This window comes from Bradyrhizobium nitroreducens (assembly GCF_002776695.1).
Lineage (GTDB): Bacteria > Pseudomonadota > Alphaproteobacteria > Rhizobiales > Xanthobacteraceae > Bradyrhizobium > Bradyrhizobium nitroreducens.
Map to the genome: position 1 here is coordinate 1,988,989 of NZ_LFJC01000003.1, position 24,648 is coordinate 2,013,636.

At 62.1% G+C, this 24,648-nt stretch carries 23 protein-coding genes; 3 read left to right on the plus strand and 20 right to left on the minus strand.

Annotated elements, in window-relative coordinates:
- Nucleotides 1-119: 119 nt before the first annotated feature.
- From TSA1_RS09895 to TSA1_RS09910, 4 genes are read right to left on the minus strand one after another with little or no spacing between them, the layout of a single operon-like run.
- Nucleotides 120-1,694, minus strand: a complete 1,575-nt coding sequence (locus TSA1_RS09895; protein ID WP_100176182.1) for an acetolactate synthase large subunit — start codon at nt 1,692-1,694, stop codon at nt 120-122.
- Nucleotide 1,695: 1 nt separating this feature from the next.
- The gene (locus TSA1_RS09900; RefSeq protein WP_347338524.1) at nt 1,696-2,745 is read right to left on the minus strand and encodes a cyclase family protein; all 1,050 of its coding nucleotides are present in this window, start codon (nt 2,743-2,745) and stop codon (nt 1,696-1,698) included.
- A 22-nt stretch (nt 2,746-2,767) separates the two neighbouring features.
- Nucleotides 2,768-3,391, minus strand: a complete 624-nt coding sequence (gene gstA / locus TSA1_RS09905; RefSeq protein WP_100176184.1) for a glutathione transferase GstA — start codon at nt 3,389-3,391, stop codon at nt 2,768-2,770.
- Nucleotides 3,392-3,423: 32 nt separating this feature from the next.
- Complete coding sequence (locus TSA1_RS09910; protein WP_161497206.1) at nt 3,424-4,386, minus strand: Bug family tripartite tricarboxylate transporter substrate binding protein; 963 nt, start codon at nt 4,384-4,386, stop codon at nt 3,424-3,426.
- 159 nt (nt 4,387-4,545) lie between these two features.
- Here TSA1_RS09910 and TSA1_RS09915 point away from each other — a divergent pair, with 159 nt between their 5' ends.
- Complete coding sequence (locus TSA1_RS09915) at nt 4,546-5,511, plus strand: Bug family tripartite tricarboxylate transporter substrate binding protein (protein ID WP_161497207.1); 966 nt, start codon at nt 4,546-4,548, stop codon at nt 5,509-5,511.
- 63 nt (nt 5,512-5,574) lie between these two features.
- Here TSA1_RS09915 and TSA1_RS09920 read toward each other — a convergent pair whose 3' ends face one another.
- The 7 genes from TSA1_RS09920 to TSA1_RS09950 form a co-directional block, all read right to left on the minus strand.
- Nucleotides 5,575-6,468 carry an alpha/beta fold hydrolase gene (locus TSA1_RS09920; RefSeq protein WP_100176187.1) on the minus strand — a complete coding sequence of 298 codons (894 nt, stop codon included), beginning with the start codon at nt 6,466-6,468 and terminating at the stop codon, nt 5,575-5,577.
- The gene (locus TSA1_RS09925; protein WP_100176188.1) at nt 6,468-7,088 is read right to left on the minus strand and encodes an amino acid synthesis family protein; all 621 of its coding nucleotides are present in this window, start codon (nt 7,086-7,088) and stop codon (nt 6,468-6,470) included. The genes TSA1_RS09920 and TSA1_RS09925 overlap by 1 nt, the downstream gene beginning before the upstream one ends.
- Before the next feature lie 12 nt (nt 7,089-7,100).
- Nucleotides 7,101-8,138: a WD40/YVTN/BNR-like repeat-containing protein gene (locus TSA1_RS09930; protein ID WP_100176189.1), complete on the minus strand. Its 1,038-nt coding sequence runs from the start codon at nt 8,136-8,138 to the stop codon at nt 7,101-7,103.
- A gap of 118 nt (nt 8,139-8,256) precedes the next feature.
- Nucleotides 8,257-9,216 (minus strand): Bug family tripartite tricarboxylate transporter substrate binding protein, encoded by a 960-nt coding sequence (locus TSA1_RS09935; RefSeq protein WP_161497208.1) that lies wholly within the window; start codon nt 9,214-9,216, stop codon nt 8,257-8,259.
- A gap of 84 nt (nt 9,217-9,300) precedes the next feature.
- Nucleotides 9,301-9,939: a glutathione transferase GstA gene (gene gstA / locus TSA1_RS09940; RefSeq protein ID WP_100176191.1), complete on the minus strand. Its 639-nt coding sequence runs from the start codon at nt 9,937-9,939 to the stop codon at nt 9,301-9,303.
- A gap of 38 nt (nt 9,940-9,977) precedes the next feature.
- Nucleotides 9,978-11,531, minus strand: a complete 1,554-nt coding sequence (locus TSA1_RS09945) for a tripartite tricarboxylate transporter permease (protein WP_100176192.1) — start codon at nt 11,529-11,531, stop codon at nt 9,978-9,980.
- The gene (locus tag TSA1_RS09950; RefSeq protein ID WP_161497209.1) at nt 11,531-11,950 is read right to left on the minus strand and encodes a tripartite tricarboxylate transporter TctB family protein; all 420 of its coding nucleotides are present in this window, start codon (nt 11,948-11,950) and stop codon (nt 11,531-11,533) included. Before TSA1_RS09950 ends, TSA1_RS09945 begins: the two co-directional genes overlap by 1 nt.
- A 573-nt stretch (nt 11,951-12,523) precedes the next feature.
- Here TSA1_RS09950 and TSA1_RS09955 point away from each other — a divergent pair.
- Nucleotides 12,524-12,979, plus strand: coding sequence for a PaaI family thioesterase (locus TSA1_RS09955; RefSeq protein WP_100176194.1), 456 nt, complete (start codon nt 12,524-12,526; stop codon nt 12,977-12,979).
- 47 nt (nt 12,980-13,026) lie between these two features.
- Here the strand turns inward: TSA1_RS09955 and TSA1_RS09960 are convergent, their stop codons facing one another.
- Genes TSA1_RS09960 through TSA1_RS09970 form a run of 3 tightly spaced genes read right to left on the minus strand, consistent with a single transcriptional unit; the run spans nt 13,027 to nt 16,312 of the window.
- The gene (locus TSA1_RS09960) at nt 13,027-13,644 is read right to left on the minus strand and encodes a flavin reductase family protein (RefSeq protein WP_100176195.1); all 618 of its coding nucleotides are present in this window, start codon (nt 13,642-13,644) and stop codon (nt 13,027-13,029) included.
- Between the two features lie 7 nt (nt 13,645-13,651).
- Nucleotides 13,652-14,617 carry a nitrilase gene (locus TSA1_RS09965; RefSeq protein WP_100176196.1) on the minus strand — a complete coding sequence of 322 codons (966 nt, stop codon included), beginning with the start codon at nt 14,615-14,617 and terminating at the stop codon, nt 13,652-13,654.
- Between the two features lie 60 nt (nt 14,618-14,677).
- Nucleotides 14,678-16,312: an MFS transporter gene (locus TSA1_RS09970; RefSeq protein ID WP_245448188.1), complete on the minus strand. Its 1,635-nt coding sequence runs from the start codon at nt 16,310-16,312 to the stop codon at nt 14,678-14,680.
- Between the two features lie 172 nt (nt 16,313-16,484).
- On the opposite strand from TSA1_RS09970, the gene TSA1_RS09975 reads away from it, so the two are divergent.
- Nucleotides 16,485-17,363 (plus strand): IclR family transcriptional regulator, encoded by an 879-nt coding sequence (locus TSA1_RS09975; protein WP_100176198.1) that lies wholly within the window; start codon nt 16,485-16,487, stop codon nt 17,361-17,363.
- A gap of 139 nt (nt 17,364-17,502) precedes the next feature.
- Here TSA1_RS09975 and TSA1_RS09980 read toward each other — a convergent pair whose 3' ends face one another.
- The 6 genes from TSA1_RS09980 to TSA1_RS10005 all read right to left on the minus strand — a co-directional run bounded on the left by TSA1_RS09980 (nt 17,503) and on the right by TSA1_RS10005 (nt 24,254).
- Nucleotides 17,503-18,792 (minus strand): O-antigen ligase family protein, encoded by a 1,290-nt coding sequence (locus TSA1_RS09980; protein ID WP_145984292.1) that lies wholly within the window; start codon nt 18,790-18,792, stop codon nt 17,503-17,505.
- Between the two features lie 152 nt (nt 18,793-18,944).
- Nucleotides 18,945-20,069: a non-hydrolyzing UDP-N-acetylglucosamine 2-epimerase gene (wecB, locus tag TSA1_RS09985; RefSeq protein ID WP_100176200.1), complete on the minus strand. Its 1,125-nt coding sequence runs from the start codon at nt 20,067-20,069 to the stop codon at nt 18,945-18,947.
- A 38-nt stretch (nt 20,070-20,107) separates the two neighbouring features.
- The gene (locus TSA1_RS09990) at nt 20,108-21,112 is read right to left on the minus strand and encodes a polysaccharide biosynthesis protein (protein WP_100176201.1); all 1,005 of its coding nucleotides are present in this window, start codon (nt 21,110-21,112) and stop codon (nt 20,108-20,110) included.
- Nucleotides 21,105-21,989, minus strand: a complete 885-nt coding sequence (locus TSA1_RS09995) for a dTDP-4-dehydrorhamnose reductase family protein (RefSeq protein WP_100176202.1) — start codon at nt 21,987-21,989, stop codon at nt 21,105-21,107. Before TSA1_RS09995 ends, TSA1_RS09990 begins: the two co-directional genes overlap by 8 nt.
- The gene (locus TSA1_RS10000) at nt 21,982-23,202 is read right to left on the minus strand and encodes a glycosyltransferase family 4 protein (protein WP_100176203.1); all 1,221 of its coding nucleotides are present in this window, start codon (nt 23,200-23,202) and stop codon (nt 21,982-21,984) included. Before TSA1_RS10000 ends, TSA1_RS09995 begins: the two co-directional genes overlap by 8 nt.
- Nucleotides 23,202-24,254, minus strand: a complete 1,053-nt coding sequence (locus tag TSA1_RS10005; protein WP_145984293.1) for a glycosyltransferase — start codon at nt 24,252-24,254, stop codon at nt 23,202-23,204. The genes TSA1_RS10000 and TSA1_RS10005 overlap by 1 nt, the downstream gene beginning before the upstream one ends.
- Between the last annotated feature and the right edge of the window lie 394 nt (nt 24,255-24,648).

Sequence of the window (24,648 nt, forward strand, 5' to 3'; positions counted from 1 at the left end):
CAACGACGACGAACGCAGATCGACACACGGCTCCATCTTTGCCCTGCCGCCAGGACAGGCGACCGGCCGCGCTGCCTCTCGCGGTGCCGGGACTCTCAGTATCGGTTTCAAGTCTCGCATCATGACATCACCGCCTCGATGAGAAATGGTCCGCCCTGCGACAGCGCGGTACGGACCAGCCCGGCCAAATCGCCCGCCGTATGAGCGCGTGCCGCCGGCACGCCGAAGCCGCGAGCGAGTCCAACCCAGTCGAGCGCGGGATCATCCAGACTTGTCATGCGGTGCGGGACCGGCGCATCCGGATTCATGCCGGCCCGTCCGAGCTCGACCCGCAGAACGCCATAGCTCTTGTTGGCGCAAAGGATCGTGACGACGTTCAGCCCCTCGCGCGCTTGTGTCCACAAGGCTTGAATGGTGTAGGCCGCGCTTCCGTCCCCCTGGAGGCTGAGGACCGGCCGATCGGGACAGGCCAGTGCGGCGCCCGTGGCGACCGGCATGCCCTGCCCGATCGCGCCCCCCGTATTTGTCAACACCGTATGTGGCCTTGCAGCAGCGGCCGCCGTGAAGAAGACGGGCGTCGTGGTCGCGCCTTCCACCGCAACGATGGCCCGCCCCGGCATCAAGGCAGCGACGGTCTGCGCCATCACCGATGCGTCCAGGCGATGCCCGTGCTCCGGAAGCGGAGGGACGGACACGGCGCATGGCGGAAGCGGCGCAGCGCCGAGCGCCCGGGCCAGCGACATGATAGCCTGCTCCGCATCATCGCCAGGCCCAGCAAGGGTCTCGACGTGCGTCCCCGGACGCACGAGCTCGCTGGGCAGGCCGGTCTTGCCGAAATAGGCAATTGGCGCTCTGGCGCCGACGAGCAGCACGCATTCGGCATCCTTCAACGTCGCCATTCCCATTTCGGGAAAATAGGGAAAGCGGGGGATCACCGGCGTATCACCGCCACGGTCCCAGCGTGCGGGGAAGGTTTCCGCAAACACGCGGGCTCCGATCAGGGCCGCAACGGCTGCAGCAGCCTTCTGGCCCGACGACGTCATCGCCCGTGCTCCAAGCAGGATGATCGCAGGTTTGCGATCCCTGAGCACGCGCGCGGCCGCTTCGACCCGCTCACCATCGCATGTTGCGACCCCAGGGTGCGGCAGCTGTGGAACCTCCGGCTGCTCGCCAAACACATGTTCCTGCACGTCGGTCGGGATGACGACGGTACTGATCTTTCCACCTTTCGACGCGCCGAGAGCCCTCATGGTGTCTTCGACACAGAGCTGCGCAGTCCCCAGATAGGCGTAGTGACCCGATACCGGCATCGCCAACGACCTGATGTCGCTGGTCAAGGGGGCATCGAACGGAAGGTGCCAGGTGGCATGATCGCCGATCAGGTTGAGGATGGGCGACCGGGCGCGACGTGCGTTGTGCAGATTGGCGACGCCATTGGCGAAGCCCGGTCCGAGATGCAGCAAGGTGGCGGCCGGCCGCCCCAACATGCGCGCATAGCCGTCGGCAGCGCCGGTGCAGACGCCCTCGAAGAGTCCCAGAACGCTCCGGATCCCGGCGGTCCGATCGAGCGCATCGACGAGCGCGAGTTCGGTCGTGCCTGGATTGGCGAAGCACATATCGATACCGTTCTTCGCCAGCGAGGCAACGATGGCATCAGCGCCGTTCACGACGGTTTTCCCTGATGGCGATTGCATGTCAGACCGTCGCGATCGGACTTACGGGCGAGCCGACCGCACCAGGAAGTGCCAGCGGTGGCGCGGTGAGGAGAAAGCGGCTGCGTCCTTCCGTTCGAAGCCAGAGTGCGAGCTCGTCGAGCCGCCAGAGTTCGCCGAGATGGATGCCGTTCTTGAACAGACAATGATGGTGAAGCGGCAGCATCGCGTGCCGGCCGCTTGCCCGTGACGATTTCGGCATGAGTTCAACAGCGAAATTGTCGGAAATCAGCGCCGCCATCCCCGTCTCGCTGATCCAGTTCAGCAACTGCTCGTCGCTGCCGTCCAGACCGGCGCAGGAATTCAGGAGGATTTCGGCGACCGGCTGCTTGTTCATGCCGAGAATAAGCGTGTCGAGACCGGTGTAGAAGCACACCATGTCGCCCCGTTCGATCACCACGCGATCCTGTTTCAGGATGTTCATCAGTTCGGCAAACGTCACGGCATGGTTGTCCTGTCCGTAATGGCGGTGGAGATCGACCATGACGGCGCGCCCCTGCACGCCGTGACGGGCAAGATTCTCAATTCCGAGGGCCTCGGCGCGTGGATCTTCGTAGCTGTCCCACCGGATCTGGCCTGTCGCCGCAGGGGCGGGCTTGATGTCGGTGCCGGCCCGGAAACCGTTGTAGAAGACGATCTCCTCGGTTCCGTCGTCATCGGCGTCGAACTCGGCTCCGACATGCGCAAGGCCGTCCCATTGGGTCGAGTACTGCGTGTGGATCAGCGCGACGTCGTCACTGAACACGTCGCAATACAGCGGGTTGTCGCGCGAGGCGGCATGGCAGAAGCACTGCGCGCCTTCGTTCTTGCCGCCGCGCAACGTCGCGAAACGACGCGGCGGGTGCCGACGGGGATGTAGCGCGGTCCCACCCGGATGGTCGAGCGGCAGCGACAGGCAGAACGTGCGGCCGTGGCACACCTCGGCCAGACCCTTCCTGACTTGCTCGGGGCCGACCAGATTCATCGCCCCCAATTGATCGTCGGCGCCGAAGGCACCCCAGTTCGAGCCGTCAGGCCGCTTTTTCCAGCGCATCGCCATCACCCACCTCGCCCTTTCAGCTGCCGCGACGGCGAAGTTCTTCCGCCTCCGCTTCGCGCGCCGCCCTGACGCTCGGCCGGCTCTCGATACGGTCGATGTATGCGACGAGGTGCGGCCAGGGCGACAGGTCGAGCTTGTGGATCCGGCTCCAGCTGATGATCGTGTAGCCATAGGCGTCGGCGACCGTGAAGTCGTCGCCGGTCAGGAACGGCCGCGTCGACAGCTCCTCGTTCAGCCACGCGAATCGCTTGGCGAGGTTTTCGATCGCGATGTCGCGATAGGCCGGCGGCGTGGTCGGCCGGAACAACGGCGTGAAGCCCTTGTGCAACTCCGAACTGATGAAGCTCAGCCATTCCAGCACACGGTAGCGGGCGATGTTCGTACCGGACGGCAGCAGACGGTTGCCCGGCCTGGAATCCGCCAGGCACTGCACGATCACGGTGCCTTCGGTCAGCAGCCCTCCGTCTTCCAGGCCAAGCGTGGGCACTTGCCCTTTCGGGTTGATCTTGAAGTAGTCGCTGCCATCCTTGAGCTTCTTGGCACGGACATCGATCCATTCCAGTGCAAGGGGTAGCTCCAGCTCGCGCGCGACGATGTCGACGGCGAGCGAACAGGCGTGAGGAGCGAGATAGAGCTTCATTGTTCTTCCAGTTCGAAACGGGGTGAAGGCGATCAGTCGATCTTGATGTTGCGACGCGCGACGATGTCGCCATATTGCTTGCGGCCCTTCTCGATGAGCCGCGCCAGATCCTCCGGCGCGCTGTAGGCGGCATCGAAGCCGCGCAGGTCGAGCGACGCGCGCAGCTCCTTGGAATCCAGCGCCTTCTTCATCGCGGCATTGAGGACCTCGACGACGTCCGGCGGCAGGCGGGCCGGTCCGAGCAGGGCGAAGAAGCCGACGATTGCAAGGTCCGGCAATCCGACCTCGCTCGCGGTTGGGACATCGGGAAACAGCGGATGACGCGTGGCGCCGGTCACGAAGAGCGGCTGGAGCTGGTGCGCCTGGATGGCGCCGACCAGAGGTGAGAGAACCTCGTCCATCAGCTGGGCTTCGTTCTTGGTGACGGCGTCGCGCGCCGACGCCCCGCCCCGATAGGGCACATGCGTGAGTTGAGTGTCGGTGGAGGCCATGAAGATCTCGCCGAGCAGATGATTGCTGGAGCCGACGCCGGCGGAAGCAAAGTTGAGCTTGCGGGGCTGCTGCTTCGCCAGTGCCACGAAATCCCCAACCGACTTCGCACCGAGCGTGGTGGAGGCGACGAAGATGAACGGCTGCGTCACGCCGAGACTGATCGGCGTGAGATTGCCGACATATTTCTGGTCGGCATAAAGCACCGGCGACACCGTCAGCGTGCTGCCGCTGCCCCACAGCAGCGTGTAACCGTCCGGCGCCGCCTCCGCGAGCCGCCGCGTCCCCGGCCGCCCGCCTGCGCCCGGACGATTCTCGATGATCACCTGCTGACCCAGGATGGTGGTCAATTCCTGCGCGACGAGCCTCGCTGAAATGTCCGACGAGCCGCCGGGTTCGAACGCGACGATGATGGTGACAGGCCGATTGGGGTACGTGCTGGCGGCTGCGGCCGGATGCGACGCCAGGCCAAGACCCACGAGCAAGGCCACGAACAGGTGCGGCACGACGATTGCTCGCAAGTACCGACGGCGACGATCTCGCGTCTCGCCGCATAAGGACTTCATCTGCATGATCCACCGATCCATTGACCGATTATGAATTTTATTACATTATGAGAAATAATTCATGAGTCAATCGTCATCATGCCGACAGGAGCGATGTTCATGCGGAAACTGGGATGGGTTGCACTGCTGACGTCGCTGCTTGTTTCGACGGCGCAGGCGGAGCCGAACTATCCATCGAAGCCCATCACGCTGGTCGTCGCGTTCGCGCCCGGCGGCGGCACGGACACTGCGGCGCGGCTCGTCGCGAAAGATCTTGCGGCCGAGCTTGGCCAACCCATCATTGTGGAGAACCGGCCTGGCGCCGGCGGCGCGATCGGCGCCGTCGGCGTGACCCGCGCAGCGGCCGACGGCTACACGCTGCTGTTCGGCTCGGGCTCGGAGCTAGATGTCCTGACCGCGGTCAAGGTCAAGGCGCCGTACGATCCGCTGAAGGATTTCACTCCCGTCACCGAGGTCGGCACCGTGTCCTTCGTGCTGGCGACGAACCCGTCCCTGAATACGAATAGCGTCGGCGAATTGATTGCGTATGCGCGGGCCAATCCCGGCAAGCTGAATTTTGCGTCCTTCGGGATCGGTTCGACGAACCACCTGATCGGCGAAGCGTTCGCCCGAAAGAACCACTTGTCGCTCGTCCACGTGCCCTACAAGGGCAGCGCCGCCGCGGTGACCGATCTGCTCGCCGGACAGGTTCAGCTCGCCTTCGACACCGCCTCGGTGATGATCCCCCTGGTGCGCAGCGGCAGCCTGAAGGGATTGGCGACCCTTTCGCCGGAGCGATCGCTCCTCGCGCCGGAATTGCCGACCATGGCCGAAAGCGGCCTCCCAGATTTCACCTTCGAGGGGTGGCTCGGCGTGCTCGCGCCGCGCGGCACGCCCAGGCCGATCGTCGATCGCCTCCACGCGGCGCTGGCGAAAGTCCTCAGCCTTCCGGCTCTGGTCGAGGCCCTGCAGCAACGTGGCGTGAAGGTGGTGGCGAGCACGCCCGACGAATTCGACGCCTTCATGAAAGCCGACGTCGCCAGATGGAGCGAGATCGCCCGTGCCGCCGAGATCAGGATCGAGTGAGACCTGATATGCCGGGACGAAGACCTTCGTCCCGGCAATGCGCGCCGGCAGGATGACGCGGCGTCACGACCGCGACGTGAAGGACCCCGCAAGCCGCGAAAGGAAATCCTGCAGCACGGCGTTGAAGCCCGCCAGATTGTCATCGTGGACGTAGTGAGTAGCGCCCTGGACATCGGTGCGTCGAATCCGCGTGTTGCGACGGCACATCTCCTCGGCGGTTGCTGCCGACAGGAAGTCGGAATTCGCGCCGCGGACCAGCAGCGTCGGCATCTGTAGCGCTTCGACATGCGGCCACAGATCGACGATCTTGTCAGGGGCGGCGGATAGGCGCGACCTCGCGATTCCCAGGGCGTCGTGACACCAGGTCACACGGCCCTCCTCGCCCGGCTTGAGGGAATGCGTGACCCGCGACTGCAACGCCTCGGCCGAGATGTCAGGCCTGATACGCCGCCAGAAAGCCGTGGCCTCGGCCCAGGTCGCGAACGAGGACGGGGTTTCGTTCAATTCCCGCCGGATGCGATCGGCTCCTCCCGAACTTGCCGAAGCGCCAGGTCCCATGTCCTCCACGACGAGCGCCGCCACCAGGTCGGGATGACGCGCGGCGTAGACGAACGCGTTGGCGCCGCCCATCGAGTGTCCCACCAGCACGAACCGCCGCAGCGCCAGATGGTCGGCAAGCGCTTCGAGATCGCGGACATAGTCTTCCGTGTAGTAGTTGCCCTTCGGGTCCCAATCGCTGCGGCCGCGGCCACGCTGGTCGAGCGCGATGACGCGCCAGTTGTCGAGCAGCGGCAGGGCCACCGGCTCCCAGGTATGGGCGTAGCTGCGGAGCCCGTGCAGCATGACGATCGCGGGCTTGTCGGGAAAGCCCCACTCCACGAAACGCAGATTGAGGCCTTCGCTGGTGAACCATCCTTCGGTGGGCGATGCGAATCCCGGGTTTGCAGAGGCCCCCATCAATGCAGCCCGTCTTCGCCCTTGACGTCATCGGCCCGCAACCCGCCGAGCCGCGCATGCAGGCGGCCCCGGCTTGCGAAGGCAAACGCGATGACGACTTCGTCCGGCGATGGCGCGTCCGCGAACAGAGCCGTGACGGTGTCGTAGTGAGATCGCACGTAGAGCGCATCCTTGTGCGCCAGCGGGATGTCGATCGACGTTCCCGGCCCGCCACGCTTGCCGCTGGAGGGAATCCAGGCCTTGCCGCCGCCCACGGCGTCGCGAACCGGGTCGGCGAAGATGCTGGTCAGGAAGGCATTGCCGTGCTCATATTCGCCGGCCGAACCGACAATTGCCGCCTTGCCGTAGCTCTGGATGCCGTCCCCGCCGAGCAACGCCGCTGCGCGCCGCGCGAACTCGTGTCCGAGCGCGACGGAATTGCCGACGATCAGGTCCAGCGTCTGACTGAACTGACCCGCGTAGGGGTTGGCGATGGCGGCCGCCAGCACGTACTTCCGCAGCGGCGGTCCGTCCGCGAGCTGGCCGCTCTCATTGGCGAGGCTTTCGTCGATCTGCGTGTACCATTTGCGGATGTGGAATCCGGCAAAATTGACCGCTTTGCGGGAAGCTTGGTTACTCAAGATCCGCCCCTCTCAAACGTCCGACTTAGCGTGCGCCTTCAAGGGCGCGGCGACCGGCGTCCAGGCGACGGCGGTGATTTCGCTGAAGTCGCGCCATTCCTTCTCCCAGCTCTTGCCGGCGTCTTTCGACGTGAACAGGTGGCCGTATTTTGTGCCCGCATAGATCAGCTGCGGATCCGCCGGATGAGCGCCGAAGGCCCAGACAGTCGAATTCGGCGTTTGTTTGAGTTCCGCCGTGCTCCAGGTTTCGCCTCTGTCATTCGACCGGTAGATGCGGGTCTTGATCCCGGGCGTGCCGTCGCCGATGGCGAGCAGCAGAGCATTCTCGTCGGCCGAAACGGGCTGGATCGTTCGGGTGTAATACATCCCGTCGAACCGCTCTTTCGACGGCTTTCCGCTCCAGGTCTTGCCGTCATCGACGCTACGGTAAACCGTGTTCACCGTCAGCACGAACGTCGTCTTCGGCGACGAGGGCGTTGCCGGCAGAATAGCGATTGAATGAATGTCCGAGTGCCGTATCGTCCGGTCCTCGCCGTCGAGGCGCTCCCAGGTGCCGCCGGCATCGCGGCTACGCCAGACGCCACCCTCCTCAAGCCCGAACCAGACCTGGTTGCCATCATCAGGATCGACGCAGGCTGTCAGCAGCCGCGGCCGGTTCACGCCCGCGCAGAACTCCGGAAAGTCCTCGACGATCTGGCTGAACGTCTCGCCCGAATCCGTCGATTTGAAGAAGCCGGCACGCGACGGCGCTCCCGTTCCGGCGTAGATCACGGACGGATTGCTCGGGTCGACGGCGAGCGACCACACCGTCCGTCCTTCAATCGCGCCGCGGGCCCGCCGCCAATGTGCGCCCGCATCGTCGCTGAGACAAACGCCGCAATCGGCGCCGGCATAGACGCGCTCCGGACGCACCGGATCCACCGCGAGCGAACGGACGATTCCGTCGAACTCGATGGGCTCGCCCAAGCCCAGGCGATGCCAGCTCTTTCCTTTGTCGTTGCTGCGCAACATGCCCTGGCCGGCGGTCGCGACGATGATCGTGGAGTCCATGAGAGTTCAACCTCTTTGTTTTATCATATTGTGATAATTATCACTTGATGCGCGGTTGTAAAGTGGGGTGAATGCAGGCTCACGGCCCCGTTTCGGCCCTGTGGGGTCCGACCGCGCGCTATTCGATCCTGATCCCCGATGCTTTCACCACCTGCGACCAGCGCTCGATGTCGGCCTGCATGAAGTCACGGAATTGCTCCGGCGTGGTCTGACCGACGGTGATGTCCCGGCGGCCGAACTCCGTCTTTATCGAGGGGTCTGCCAGCACCTTGTTGATCGCCGCATTGAGCCGCGCCACCACCGCAGGCGGCATGCCGCGCGGTCCCACCACGCCGGTCCAGCCGACGGTTTCGAGTGCGACGCCGCTCTCCGCGAGGGTCGGGACGCCGGGCGCTGCGTCCGAGCGCGATGGCGACAGCACGGCCAGCGCCTTCAACTTGCCGCCCTGCACCAGCGGCATGACGACGGTCGTGGTATCGAAGGTGAGCTGAACGGCGCCGCCGATCAGGTCCGTCACCGCGGCAGCACTCCCCTTGTAGGGCACGTGAAGCAGCTTCGTGCCCGACTTGCTCATGAAGAGTTCGGCCAGAAGCTGATTCTGCGATCCCACGCCGAAAGAGGAGAAGGACAGCTTGCCCGGCTCCGCCTTGGCCAGCGCGATCAGCTCGGCGACGTTGTTGGCTGAGACCGAGGGATGCGCCGCGAGAACGAAGGCAACCGTTCCCACCCGGGCGATCGGCTCGAAGTCCTTCATCGTGTCGTAGGGCGGCGTGATCTTGACCACGGGCAGCACCGTCAACTCCGACACCGTGCCCAATAGAAGCGTGTATCCATCGGGGGCCGCCTTCGCCACGAAGGTCGCGCCGATCGCGCCGCCGGCCCCTGCCCGGTTCTCCACGACGACGGGCTGTCCCAGTTCTTCCGAAAGCCCCTTGGCCACGAGGCGGGCGGAGATGTCGGTGACGCCGCCGGGCGCAAAGGCCGCCACCAGCACGATCGGTTTGGACGGGTACGGCGCTTCGGCATGCGCCGTTCCGATGACGATGCACAACGCGAAAAGAACGCGGATCAACTGCAAGGCAACCTCCAACGTGGTGTTTCAGCCTGGACGGCGGGACGGACGTAGGAAAACCGGTGGGCCGGCCCCCGCGGCGACGTTCGCTTACGAAGCGGTGGCCTTTGCGGAGCGTTCCGCCTCGGCGCGCTCCGCGGCCTTCGCGGCGATGACGCTGTCGCGCCGACTGATACGCTGCAGATAGGCCTGCAAATGCGGCCATGGCGACACGTCGATGTTCTGATATTCGGTCCACATCACGATCGTGTAGCAATGCGCGTCGGCGATCGTGAATGTCGGCCCGGTCAGATAATCCCGCTCGGCCAGATGGTCGTTCAGCCATTTCAGGCGTGTCATCACGAGCTGTCGCGCGATCGGGCGGTAGTCATCCGGCGTGACTTTCTTGATCAGCGGCATGAAGCCGCCCTTGTGGAGATCGGACGCGACGAAACTCATCCATTCCATGATGCGGTACCTCGCCAGCGTGCCGGCCGTTGCGCAGAGCTCGCTGTTCGGCCGCATGTCCGCCAGGTACTGCATGATGACCGCGCCCTCGGACAGAAACTCGCCGTTCGGCAGTTCCAGGGACGGCACCTGTCCTTTCGGATTGATCTTGTAATAGTCCGTGCCGTCCGGAAGAAGCTTGCGCGGGACATCGACCCAGATCAGTTCGAGGGGAATGCCGAGCTCGCGCGCGACGATATCGACGGCCAGCGAACAGCCTCTGACTTCGTGATAGAGCTTCATGCGGAATCCTCGTTGATTGAGCCGTTGCAATCCAGTTTTCAGATGACCATGGCCGATGGCGGGGTGTTGGTCTCGCAATCAGGCGGTGGCGGGGGGTGTCTCTCGGCAAGGCCGCCGCGCCGGCCCGCCCTCAGGGCGCCGACCACTCCGACCAGGGTCAGGGCCACCACCAGAGCCAGCAAGGTCGCACTGATCGGACGTGTGACGAAGACCTCGAAGCTGCCGCGACTCAGCAGCATCGCCCGGCGGAAATTCTCCTCGAGCATCGGCCCCAGGATGAAGCCCAGCATCAGCGGGGACGGGTCCAGCGAGAGCCGCATCAGGATATAGCCGACGAAACCGAAGGCCACTGTCACGAAAATATCGTTCAGATTGTTGTTGATGCTGAACGTCCCGATGCAGCAGAAAAAAAGAATGCTGGGGAACAGCACACCGTAGGGGATCTTGAAGACCGACAGCCAGATCCGAACCAGGGGCACGTTGAGGAGCAGCAGGAAGCAGTTGCCGATCCACATGCTGGCGACCAGTCCCCAGAACAGATCGGGATTCTTCTCGATCATGTTGGGACCGGGCTGAACGCCCTTGATGATGAAGGCGGCCATCATCAGCGCGGTGACCGCGTTCTCGGGAATGCCGATGCTCATCAGGGGGATGAAGCTGGTGCGGGCGGCCGCCTCGTCGGCGGCAGCGGGACCCGCGACCCCTTCGATGGCGCCGCTGCCGATTTCCCGTCTGTACTTGCTGGTCTTCTTCTCGAACGCATAGGACACGAACTGGGCGACCGTGGCTCCGCCGCCCGGCAGCACGCCGAGGATGGAGCCGACCAGGCTGCCGCGCAGCGCGCTCGGCATGATGCGCTTGAAGTTGGCCCAGCTTGGAATGAGGTGGATCTCGCCGTTGAAGGGCGAACGCTCCTCGCCCTCGTCGAGATTCTTGGTGATCTCCGCGATGCCGAAGCATCCCAGCGCTACGCTGACCAGGTTGATGCCGTCGTAGAGCGTATCGAGGTTGAAGGTAAAGCGCTGGACGCCAGACTGGACGTCGGTGCCGACCTGCGCCAGAAGCACGCCGACGAAGCACATCGCGAGCCCGTTCAGGACGCTTCCCGTCGTGACGACGCTCACACACATGAATCCGAACAGCATCAGCATGCAGTAGTCGGCGGGTCCGAGCATGAAGGCGACCCGGCCGAGCAGCGGGGTCAGCCAGGCGAGCACGACGATGGCGACGGTGCCGCCGATGAAGCTCGATATGCCGGCCGTGAACAGCGCAAGACCGGTCTGACGTTTCAGCGTGAGCTGGTAACCATCGATGCAGGTCACGATGCTGCTCGCGTGGGGGATCTTCATCGTGATGGCGCTGACGCTGTCGCCGTATTGTGCGCCGTAATAGATCCCGGCGAGCATGATCAGCGCGCCATTGACGGGGATGGAATAAGTGAGCGGCAGGAGCAGGCTGATCGTGGCGAGCGGTCCGAGGCCCGGCAGCAGCCCGACCAGGGTTCCCACCACGCAGCCGATGGCGCAGTACATCAGGTTTTGCAGGGTGAGCGCATGCTCGAAGCCCATGGCGAGGTTTTGCAGGACGTCCATCAGTAGAGCCCAATGTTGAGGCCGAGCAGGGACTGCAAGGCGAAAGCGACCGCGATCAACGCGATCGAAACCTGGAGATTGCGCCGCCAGGAGTAGGATCTGCCGGCCAGCGCGGTGACGAAGACCAGCGCGACGATGCCGCCGATCACGCCGACGGCTTTCGACACCAGGACGAAACCGATCAGGCCGCCCAATACGAGCGAGATGCGCTTCATTCCGATCTCGATTGGGACGGCGCTCTCGTAGCGCGATCTGGCGATCATCATGAGCGAGACGGCCAGCAACAGCGCACTGATCATCAGCGGAAACAGGCCTGGACCGGCATCGCTCAGGTCGCCGATCGAGTAGCGAAACGACCCTGCCCCGAAGCTGAGGGCAAGCCCGGCAATGAGCAGTGCGCGGACCAGATTTCTATTCAAGGCGTGGCCTCTCCAGGCATGAGTTGTCCGCCGGAGGAGAGCATCGCGCACGTGTGTTGCGCGCACGCGGCCCGTTCCGTCGAGGTGTCGCAGATGATCACGACGCGCTCAGCGAGAGCGCGTCACGAATGTTCGTTGAACAAAGGCGGCTGCTGCAAACAGATCCCCTCCACGTCCTCGCGTCCGCATTGGCGCAGTCGAAGAACGCGATCATCGGTCGACGAGGGGATCGACGAGCACAGGCAGATCACGGGCTTCAGTCCCGTCCGAAAGGTCCTCCTCCGGCGACGTCCGATGCCGCCATGAATTATATTTTTATCAAAATGTAATAATTTTCTCATGTCAAGGCGCAAATAGCAGGCGCCGTGCTGCCCTTCGCGGCAACGGAGAATGGCGGCCCCCGATAGGTGACGCCCAGACCGCAATGCCGATGCCGCGGGTCAACCGTCCCAAAAGCGGGTGCTGCAGGCCACTGAAAGAGTTGCGGAGCAACAAGGCTTGTGCTGAACCCTTGCGACGAGTGCGGAGGTTTCGCATCCCGCAAGCAAGGACCGATCGAGCAGTCACGAACACATGTCCCATTCGGAACGCATCAAGCAACTCGCGACCAGACGCTCGCCGGCGTGGACCCTTCTGGGGGTCGGAGCCATCGCTTACGACAAGATACTGAACCGCGTCGTTATCGAATGGAATGCCGAACAACGCCACTGTCATTCCGTTGAAGGGCATCCAAGAGGTGGGATCGTCCAGGGCGGAGTAGTGACGGGCTGGCTCGACGTCGCAATGGCGACCGCATGTCTCGTAAGCGATGAGCGTACGATTGCGGTCGCCAGTCTCGAGATCAAGGTCTCATTCCTGCTACCAGCACATCCAGGCCTGCACCGCTCATATGGGACGGTGATCCGGCATGGACGCAGCATCGGCTTTATGGAAGCTGAGCTGCGGGATTCGAGCGATGTGCTCGTCGCGAGAGCAAGTTCGACGGCGGCATTGCGGGTTCAGAACGGCGTCGCAACAAGCCCGGTGTGACCCGCGACAAGCTGCGCTCCCATCGCCGCTCCGCCGTGACCGGCCGCCTATTCGATCGGAGGCGGCCGCACCAGCTGGAAGAGGTCGCGAGGCCTCGCATACCAGCCCGCCCCGTGCATGCGGGCGATGAGGTCGAGGCCAGTCGTATCGATATAGCCTCTCCGGGCATCGATCACGAACTGCTCCGCCACATGAGCGCAAACGATCTCGCCGATCACGGCGAGTTGCCGGGGCCCGGTTTCCAGAACCGAGAGGGAGCGACATTCGAACGCAACCGGGCACCCCTTGATGAGCGGAGGCGCAACCATCTGCGAAGGAAGCGTCTGAAGCCCCGCAATCTCCATCTCGTCGACTCCGGTCGGAGCATCGACGGCCGTCGCATTCATGGCTTCGGCCATCTGATGCGACACCAGGTGAACGACGAACTCACGCATCTCGACGATATTCCGCGCAGTGTCTTTCAGGCCTTTGTCCGGATGACGCAGCAAGCCGAGCACAACCGTCGGCGGTTCATGCCCAAGGACGTTGAAGAAGCTGAAGGGCGCGGCATTGGCGGCGCCGTCCCGGGAGCGGGTCGTCACCCACGCGATGGGGCGCGGCGTAACGGTCGCGGTGAGAATCTTGTAGCGGATATCCGCCGGAAGCTGGCCCATATCGAAGAGCATCGGTCCCTCAATTGCGCGCGCGAACGGCGCTGACGGCGGATACCGCCTGCTTCGGTCGATCGTCGACGACGAGCTGGAAAACGTCCGGACGCGAATAATGCCCAGCGGCGTCGAAATCGAACTTGCCGCGGGTCACTTCATCGAGCGCAATGTCGGCATACAGGATGGTCTCGCCCTCGAAGCATGGCCCCGCCAGCACCTTACCAAGCGGATTGACGATTGCGCTGCCGCCGCGCATGAGGACGGTCTCGGGATCGGCACCCAGCGCACACTCATAGTCCTCCGGGAAGGCGCCGCGCTTGAGATGCTGACAGGCCGTCAGGACAAAACACCGTCCCTCCAGGGCGATATGCTGCATGGTCGGAAGCCAGGTCTCGCGATCATCCGCGGTTGGGGCGCAGTAGATGCTGATGCCCTGGCTGTACATGTGCATGCGCAGCATCGGCATGTAGTTTTCCCAGCAGATCACCGCGCCGATATTGCCGAGCGAAGTCTCGAACACCGGCATGGTCGAGCCGTCACCGAAACCCCAGATCAGCCGCTCGCCCGCGGTCGGCATCAGCTTGCGGTGCTTGCCGACGAGCCCGCGAGCCCCATCGAAGAACAGCGCCGTGCAGTAGAGCGTGCCCTGCTCCCGCTCGATGCAGCCGATGACCGTGAAAGCACCGGTTGCGGCCGCCGCCGCGGCGATCGTCTCGACCTCCACGCCATCGAGATCGATGGCCGCCTCCCAATACAAACGGAACGCCTCACGTCCTTCGGGCTTGCGCATGCCGACGGGAGCGCCGAACGAATTCCCCTTGGGATAACCGCCAATGAAGGCTTCAGGGAAAACGACCAGCCTGGCGCCGGCGCCAGCGGCCTTCTCGATCAGGGCCGCCGCCTTTTGCGCCGACACCAGCGAGCTCGTCGGATCTGACGCGGCCTGAACGACGGCCGCCTTGTAGGTGTTCGGTCGGTTGCTATCCATCATGTCATCCCGGGCACGGAAGCGGAGAGCGGGCCGCGGCTGCGGCCCGCCAGCATGGCACACTCAGTGATCCGTCTCGATTTGCGGCCTGTTCGGCAGCATGATCGATCCGATCACGGCGACGACCGTGCAAATGACGACCGGATACCACAGCCCCGCAAACACATCGCCGACCGCGAGCGAAAGATAGGTTGCAAAGAACGGCAGGAAGCCGCCGAAGATGCCGGCGCCGATGTGGTAGGGAAACGAAAGCGCGGTGTATCGGATGTTGGCCGGGAACACCTCGACCAGGAACGATGCCACCGGCCCATAGACCATCGCGACGATGATGGTCATGACGACCAGCAGAAAGACGATGTAGGCCGACGACACCTTTGCGGGATCGGCCTTGGCGGGGTAACCCGCCTCGGACAAGGCCTTGCGGTAAGCCGCCGCATCGTATCCGGCAATCGTTTTGCCGTTGACCGTCATGGCTACGGCCTGGCCGTCGACCGGAGCGGTATAGCTGAAGTTGATGCCGCTTCCGATCAGCAGCTTCTTGGCCTGGACGCAAGGCTTGCCGTGATCGCCATGCGAGCTCAGCAATGCGGCCGCAAGGCCGAACCGGCACGCTTCGCTGGTGGTGTCCGCATGCACGGTCACCGGCGCACTGCGGGTCGCGGCCACGAGTTGCGGATTTGCCGCCTCCAGCAGCGACGAAAACATCGGCCGGTAGCACAGCGCCGACAGGACGAGCCCCGTCATCATCAGCCATTTGCGTCCGACCCGATCGGACAGCCAGCCGAAGAAAACGAAAGCCGGCGCACCGATGACGAGGCCGATGGCCATCAGGGTATAGGATGTTTGCAGGTCGATCCTTGCGATCTGCTGCATGAAGATCATCACGTAGAACTGGCCGGTGAAGTAGGTGGACCCCATGCCCGCGGTCACACCGAACAGCGCGATCAACACCAGGCGAAGGCTGGACCACCGGGCGAAGGTGTCTCTCACCGGGCTCCTGGACAGGCGGCGCTCCGCCTTGAGACGCGTGAAGACAGGCGATTCATGTAGCCTGGCCCTGACGTAGATCGAGAACGCCAGCATCGCAATCGAGAGAATGAAGGGAGCGCGCCATCCCCAAGCCTTGAAATCGGCCTCGCTCATCACGCTCTGCGTCCCGATGATGACCGCGATGGAGAGCGCCAGCCCGATCGACGATGTGATCTGGATCCAGCCGGTCAGAAGCCCGCGCCGGTCAGGACGCGAATGCTCCGCAACGTAGATGACGGCACCGCCATATTCACCGCCGACCGCGAGGCCCTGGATCAATCGCAGCATGACAAGCGAGATCCATGCCGCGTGCCCCACGCTGGCATAGGTGGGCAGGAAGCCGATCAAGGCCGTGCCGCCGCCCATCATCACGATGGTGATGAGGAAGGTGTATTTTCGACCGACCAGATCGCCGATGCGGCCGAAGACCACTGCGCCGATCGGCCGGATCACGAAGCCGGCCGCAAGAGCACCGAGCGAAGCAAGCACGGCGGCGGTCGGGTTGTCCGGCGGAAACAATACCGAGCTCATGAACACGGCCAGCGAGCCGTAGATGAAGAAGTCGTACCACTCGAACACGGTGCCGAGGGTCGAGGCGAGAACGACCTGCCGCTCCTCGCTGCGCGTCAGATTCTGGTCGGCGGGTACCGCCGTCGCTCGTGCATCCATCGTCATTCCCCTGTTTGCGCCCGCGGCCAACCCAGCCCCGCTTCACGCGATTTTATTTAGTCATATACATATGACGTCGTCAAATACAGCAAGCTTGAATATCCGGCGCGACGCGCCCAATAATGCGCCAGCACGACACCCGCCATAACACCCTGATCTATAAGGATTTTAAGTGAAGAAGCCGCGCCGACCCCGCCCGCCGGATCCGGCGCCCGCATCCGCACGAGGAGCCAAACCCGGCAAAATCACCACGACCGAACGGACCGGACGGCGCGGGATTCAGTCGATCGAGATCGGCTTCAAGATCCTCGACTACCTCAGGACAGAAATGCGGCCCGTGCCGCTGAAGATGATCGCCGCCAACACCGGAATGTCCGCGGCCAACGTCCACTATTATCTCGTGAGCTTTCAGGCGGTCGGCATCGTCCGACAGGAGAGCGACACCGGCTGCTATGCCCTCGGCCCCTACGCATTGAAGCTCGGCATGGCGGCCATCGAGCAATTCGACGTCTTCGCCGTCGCACGGCCCGCCATGACCGAACTCGCAACGACGATCGGCCACACCGTATTTCTCGGCGTGTGGGGCAATCGTGGCCCGACCATCATCTATCGTGTCGAGGGCGGTGCCAGCCGGCCCATTATCGAGCTGCGTGTCGGAAGCGTCCTGAGCCTGCTGCGGTCCGCGCTGGGCCGAAACTTTCTTGCACATCTGCCGCGCTCGCTGACGGGCGAGATGCTGGATCAGGAGCTCAAGGAGGAACGCTCGCGCGAGACGCGGGTGGATGACGCGCCAACCACCAAGGCCGAGGTGGAGGAGATGATGGACACGATCCGGCGCGACGGCATCAGCCGTTGTCGGGACGCGCTGCTGCCGAACTTCACCTCCCTATCCGCACCGATCTTCGACCAGGCCGGATTCATGATCGCAGCCATCACGATGATGGGGCCCATCGGCATTCTCGATGATGACCTGAAAGGGCCGACGGCGACGGCGCTGATCGCGCATGCGCGCGCCCTTTCCGAGACCGCCGGTTGGCAATTCGAAGGATGACGTGCTCGACCACGTCAGCGGTATGGAACCGACATCGTCAACGCCGCCCAGGATCACGCCGTGGCTGTCTTCAAACCGCATCTGTCCGCGTGCATTGCCCCACACGGCACCGAATGAGCCTTTGCCCGGCGGAATTCCGTCACGTGTTCGCTTCCGCATGCCCCCGCTCATCCAGCTCAACCGCTGCGCACGCGAGCCGCCCGACAGATCTGCTGCGTTTCATCATACCTCCGGCAACTCCCACGCAGATGACGTACGTCCACCCCTGCGTGAAATCCGAAACATGCGAATTGATCAATGAACCAAGAACGTTCTGCGCGAGCGCAGTGAGGCCGAACCAAGCCGCAGGACCGGGGCCAGTGAACATCCTCGCATGTACGAGCCACATTCCCCAGAGTATGGCCGCGCCCGTCGCTCCCAGTTGCAAGGCGATCCTGAAGGTCTCATTGTGCGGATTGGCGACGTGATTGACGTCCGAATTTGTCCCTGCCGCCGTGTAATGCCGGAACATATTTGGAATGGATCCTGTGCCATGACCAATCAAAGGCGCTCGCTTGATGAGATCGATCGATGCTTCCCAGTAAGCAATTCGCTGCCGGTTCGAAAGCGCGTTAAGCTGTTGGTCGTCCATCCTAACACTGAAGGCGGATTGCAGACGGCGCTCCAGATAAGCCGATGAATGCCAGGCTGCCAGGAAGACAACCATCCATATGGCGCATGCGCCAACGGCTATTTTCCAGCTATGTCGTATGCCGAAGAGAAACAGCAGCACCGGAATCACGAGCAGCGCGGCCCGTGACGTTGCCACAAAGCTCAGGTTAATAAGGAAGGCCGCAACCAAACACAGCGCGGCGGCCAGCAACCATGCTCTCTTTTCTACCCACGCCTCGACTGCCAGCTCGAGAAGCAGAAAGGCTGAAAGCACGAAGAACCCGCTTTGGCTTATGTAGTCTTTTGCGACGATGCCAGGCAGCTTGCCGCTGATTAAACTCCGATCAAGCAGGATGGAGATGAACGAGGCGGTCAACACCAAAACGCAGCCCGCCATAAGGCCGCACACCACGATCCAGCCGCGGTCAGAACGCTCAAACTGGGCAAGGAGCAAGGGAATTGCCGCCAACTTCAGAAACGGCCGAAGACCGGCGAATCGCTCGCTCCACGCCATGTCGGCCCACAGCATGCCGATGACCGCAAGCATGACCAGCAGAGCCGGCAGGGCACCCTCAAGCCTCGTCACCTGCCGCCCCACGTCATGGACGCTAAGTGTCGGCAGAACGGCGCATAGCCACAAGATCGTTAGGATCGATGTCGCAGATGTCGACAGCGGCAAAGAAAAGGCCACGGCAACGGCCAAGTGATCGGCGGTGTCTCGCAAACGTCGGCCGTCCAATCGAAGCCAGCTCGCGCATGATTTACCGTCGTTCGTCACGAGCCCACATCATGCCCGGATTGCCTTTGTGCAGTTGCTTGCGTGCCGAAACGCGACGCGTTCGGCCAACTCACGCGCTGTTCAATACTCGCCTCAGATACCAACCGACCCGCTTGCAGCGCCCGGCCCTCCAAGTCGCACTATGCTCCGCGTCAGTGCTTATGCCAGACGGTCCTGTTGACGTAGTCGACATGGCTCAGCACGATACGAAGCACCTGCTTTGAGACCGGCCCAGCTTCGTAATCGGGCACTACGCTGAATGTTCGAAGATCTGCGCCATGGTGCTTGATTACGACCCGCACCGCCTCCAGGACGCGCTGACTTTTCAAACCGCTCATGATCAACGTTCCGACGTCCATGCCTTCCGGCCGCTCATGCGCGTTACGTATTGTGATGGCCGGAAGGTTCAGTAGCGACGCTTCCTCGGTGATCGTACCGCTATCGGAGAGAACGCAAAGCGCCGACATTTGCAAACGAACGTAGTCGATGAATCCAAATGGCTTCGCGAAAACGATCCTGTCGTGCGCTCCCGCCCTACCGAGCGCATCGAGCCGCTTACGCGTCCGCGGATGCGTCGAAACCAGGACAGGATGCCCATATTCGTCCGCCAGTTCCGTCAACGTATCCAAGATGTCGCGCAGGTTTCCCGCGGTGTCGACGTTCTCTTCGCGATGGATGCTGACCAGGAAGAACTTCCCTTCGTTCAGATCAAGCCTCGCGACGGCGTCAGAGGCTTCGATCTTCGGCATGTAGTACTGCAACACCTCCTGCATGTGTGAACCCGTCTTTATGATCGTCTCGGGACGGATGCCTTCGGCAAGTAGATAGCGGCGTGCGTGCTCGGTGAGTACCAGATTGACGTCGCTAAGATGATCCAGCACCTTTCTATTCAATTCCTCCGGCACGCGCTGATCAAAGCACCTGTTCCCCGCCTCCATATGGAAGATCGGAATCTTCCTCCGTTTCGCGGCAATCACCGCCAGAGACGTATTCGTATCGCCGTAAAGCAGCAAAGCGTCCGGTCTTTCCGCGTTCATGATATCGTCCGCCTTGACGATGACGTCACCTATCGCCTTTGCCGGGGTTTCGTTGTTTACGCCGAGAAAGTGATCCGGTTTGCGGATCCCGAGATCATCAAAGAAGATCTGATTCAGTTCGTAGTCATAGTTCTGTCCGGAGTGCACCAGCACGTGATCGACCTGAGAATCGAATTCTGCAATAACGCGGCTCATTTTGATGAGCTCCGGCCGGGTTCCGACCAATGTCATCACCTTCATGGCGACGCTGCCTGCTCAAGAGGGACTTGCCGATCCGATCATCGGCCAAGCTCGGTACGTACGAAGTCGAGGGCCAGCAGCTGGCCTTTAAGACCTTCGAGAGTCAGGCGCTCCGTGTTGTGCGACGTGTAGTCATCGGCTCCCGACAGCCCCACCTCACCTTCCACGAAAAACTTGTCGTAGTTCAAGTCCCTATTGTCTGCTGGGATCTGAAAATATCGGCTCGACTGCCGCGCCCTGATGATTTCCTCCCGGGCAATGAGCGTCTCGAACAGCTTCTCTCCGTGCCGGGTGCCGATCACCTCAATCGGATTTCTCACCTCGAAGAGCTCCCTCAGTGCAATTGCCAGATCAGACATCGTGGCCGCGGGCGCCTTTTGAACGAAGATGTCACCCGGCTTGCTGTGCTGGTAAGCATGAACAACGAGCTCGACCGAGTCTTCCAGCGACATCAAGAACCGCGTCATCTTGGGATCGGTTACAGTGATCGGTAGACCGTGCTTGATCTGATGCATGAACAACGGAATGACGGACCCGCGGGAGCCCATGACGTTCCCGTAGCGGGTGACACAAAGGATCGTGTCGCCGGCCGTCCGCGATTTCGCCAAAACGACCTTCTCTGCCATCGCCTTTGAAAGGCCCATGGCATTGATGGGATAGACAGCCTTGTCGGTGCTCAGAAAGACAACGCGATTCACGCCGCTCTCTATCGCCGCCTGCAGGACATTCTCCGTGCCGATCACATTGGTCCGCAGGGCTTCAATCGGATAGAACTCACAGGAGGGCACCTGCTTCAGCGCGGCTGCGTGAAAGACATAGTCGACACCCTTCATCGCATCGCGAATGTTCCCGTAGTCGCGAACGTCGCCCAGGCAGAACCGAATCTTCTTGTTCTTCAGCTCGTTACGCATGTCCTCCTGCTTCTTCTCGTCGCGACTGAATATGCGGATCTCGCCAATTTCCGTATGGAGGAAGCGACGCAGGACGGCATTTCCGAAGGAGCCCGTGCCGCCCGTGATCATCAGAACCTTGCTCTTAAACACTTCGCGCTTCCCGACGTAGATCAGCTTCGTACAATTGTTCGACCAGTTGCGGCCAACTGGGGGCCCGATATCCGGTCTCCTCTCTGAATTTCTCTGCCTTCAGAGAGCGATCGATCTTCAGTTCGGCATCCCGCCGGATGTCGATTTGTTTTCGATACTGGCGCGCAAGAAGGTGCAAGAGATCGAATTTCGAGATCGGCCCTGACGAGACGTGATAGAGCCCGACGAGATCCTTTCTTGGCAGCACGATGTCGCGAATGACCCTGGCAAGTTCCGTCGTCGGCAGACCGGAAAAAACCGCCTCTGCGTAGCCGTTGACTGCGCCATCTTGGGCCAGAAACCACTCTACCAACGAGTGTGCGGTGCAGAGCTCGCGACCGATTATCGACGTACGCAACGTCACGGCATTGTCGTAATCGACGAGCTCTCCCAGAAGCTTCGATCGACCATACAAATCGCAAGCGTCCGTGACGTCGTCTTCTGCGTAATCTCCTCTTGCCCCGGAGAAGACGCAGTCGGTGCTGACGTGAACCACTCGGGCGCCAATAAGCGCGCAAAGGCGAGCCAACCGATGGGGGAACATGGCGTTGATCGGCAGAACGATCAGCGGGTCCGACGCTGACGCAAGCTGCTTTACCAGCCCGATACAATTGACCACCGTATCAGGGCGCTCTCGTTCGAGAAGCGACACGATCGCGTCCTGATCGAGAACATCCAAACAGAAGAAGCGGGCCCTTGGCGCCGACAGCAAGTGCAGAGCAACTCTGTCTCGTACGGTTGCGATTACTTCGAACTCGTCGGACGCCGCAAATGAGCGAAACACCGCCGCCCCGAGCATTCCGCCGGCACCGAGAATGAGGACCTTGGTCTTACACATGGCAACCCGTTCTCGATTTCAAGAATCTCACCAGCTGGTTCAGCACCTTGTCGATCGTGAAATGCTCCTCGTAGTATGCCCGCCCCGATCGGCCGAGCTCCAGCCGCACGGATTCGGGCATCCTGGACAAAGCGATGATACTACGCGCAAGGCCGGCACCATTCTCGGCTTGAACGGCAATTCCCGCTCCGGCCACTTCGATCAGATCAGCGGTCGCGCCGTTCATCGCGCCGACGATGGGTCGCCCGGCCTTCATATAGGTCTGCACTTTGCTTGGAATGGTCGCAGCGAGAGCCGGATGATCGCTAAGCGTCACGAGCAGGCAATCGGCCAGCTCGAACAGCTCGGGCATCATGCGGCTGTCCAGCATTCCGACCATTTCCACGTTGGTCAGCCCCGCAGCGGCGATCGCCTGCGTCATCCACTGCTCATGGCTCCCTGCGCCGGCTACGATGATCCGGATCTCAGGATGGAGACGGAGGTTCCGCGCTGCATCCACGATCGTGGCCAGAGACTGCGCCCCACCGAGATTGCCGGCAAACACCACCGAAAAGCGATCGTGAAACAAGCGCTCAATTGCCTCAGGTAAGCCAAGACGTTGCTCCTCCGACGGCGGTGCGAAGTTTGGAAGGACGACGATCCGCTCCTGGGGGACGATCTTGGAGATCGGCGCAACGAATTGCTTCGATTGAACCAGGATGCTGTTCGCTGCGCGATAGATGAATCCGACCATCACATCGAGAGCCGCGACGACAAGGCGACTTCGAACAACACCGGTCGACGTGACGACCTGCGGCCACAGATCTTGAACCCAAAGTGCGAGATGACAGCGCCTTGTCCAGCACAGCAGAACGGCCGGAAGCGCCGCGGTTATCGGCATCGCGAATACGAGAACAACGTCAAAGTCCCGCCCCCCGAACACCCACGGCAAGCGCAGGAGACCCGACCAGGCAAAGGAGAGGTAATTGAGCGCCAGGTTCAACGCCGTGGTCGTGTATCTCGGTCGGCTGGGGATTCTAACGACCTCAATGCCGGCGAAGGTCTCATATTGAACGCCATGCCGGGTATATCCAGGCGCGAGATTGCCGGATGGATAGCTTGGCTTCCCCGCCGCGACGACTATCGAGTGCCCGGACTCGGCAAGCCATCGGACCATGTCATTCACGATGAATGACTCCGGCCAAAAATATTGTGTCACAACCAAGATGCGCATCAGACGCTGATCCAGTCGGGTGTGGGCATGCCTCGATCGCAGAGCCAATGGTAGGTTCCAAGATATCTATCGGCTATCTTGGACCATGAGAAGTTGCCCGCGTAGCGTTTAGCCTGCTTCTCAATCGATTTCAGCTGACATGGAGTTAGCGACAATGCCTCTCTCAGAGCTTGCCGCAACTGGCCAACGTCATTTTCAACGACCCAGCCCAAGCCCATTTCCGCAAGATGGCTCCACGGCGTTGCGTTGGTGGTGACCACGGGAAGGCCAGCCGAAAGCGCTTCGACGATCGTCAGCGCAAAACTCTCACCGTAAGATGGCAAGGCATAAATCGAAGAGCTGCAAAACTTCTCCCACTTCTCTTCGCGGTACAACGGCCCCAGGAGCTTCACGCAGCCAACGAGGCCGCATTCCTGGATATGCCTTTCCAACGAGCCGCGATAACTCGCATCGCCAAAGCCGTGGATATGCAGTTCATAGCCTTTGCGATCCTCCAGCCCCCGCCACGCTTCCAGCAAGTCGGAAATGCCTTTCGTCGGAGATAGACGAGCCAGAAAGAGAACGATCTTCCCGCGCTTCGCGCCAACGACCTCGGTTAGGGGCAGTCTGCGCACATCCACCCCATTGGGTATAACCGCTACAGGCGGACGCAGCCCCAATTGCCGGAGCTGGTCGTGCTCCAGCTCGGAATTTGCGATCAGCAGATCTGCACGCTGAACAATTCGACGTTGGTAGAGCGCCCACGCAACGAGTTTCTTGAATCGCTTGTGAGCCAGCGCCCAAGGCGCCAGCGCGCCGTGCGGACTGATGACCAGAAGCGCGCGATTTTCTCTGGCTCGTCGCTGGGCCCGCCATTCAAAAGGCGTCCAAAGCCCGTGAATATGCACCAACCCGGACAGCAACTCTTTGGGAAGAAGGCGAAGGCCGCGTCCGGTTGGACCTGCCACGCTTACATCGTCCATGCACTCTTCCGGGGGCAGGCCGCAAATCAATCTGGAGTTGGCCCGCAGATCCAGCAGAGCATGATGCAGGGGCACCGCAACCGCGGCCATTCCGCCGCCACTGCTCGTCCCGTCACGCACCAGGCTCGTGATGGCGATGCCCTCCAGTCTTATCACTTCACCCGGTCCCACTTGTCTGAACGCGCAAGAGATCACAACCTGAATGTGCGGATTGATCCGCCGACATTACCAATACATTACGGCACTGCAGGGAACGCGCCCGCGATCTCGATGCCTCTTCCCAAGCATGCAACTTTGGGCTTCCACCGAAACGAGTGCTGCTTTATGAGCGGCTGACGTGAATTGGACGTGCAGGACCAGTAGAGGGGTAACGGCTCGTGTCTACGGCTCCGCAAGGACTCGCGAGGATCAGACGGGTGCGATCTGGTGCACTGCGCCTCGCCGATGCAACGAGCTTGCGGCCGCTGCCGTGTCGGACACACAT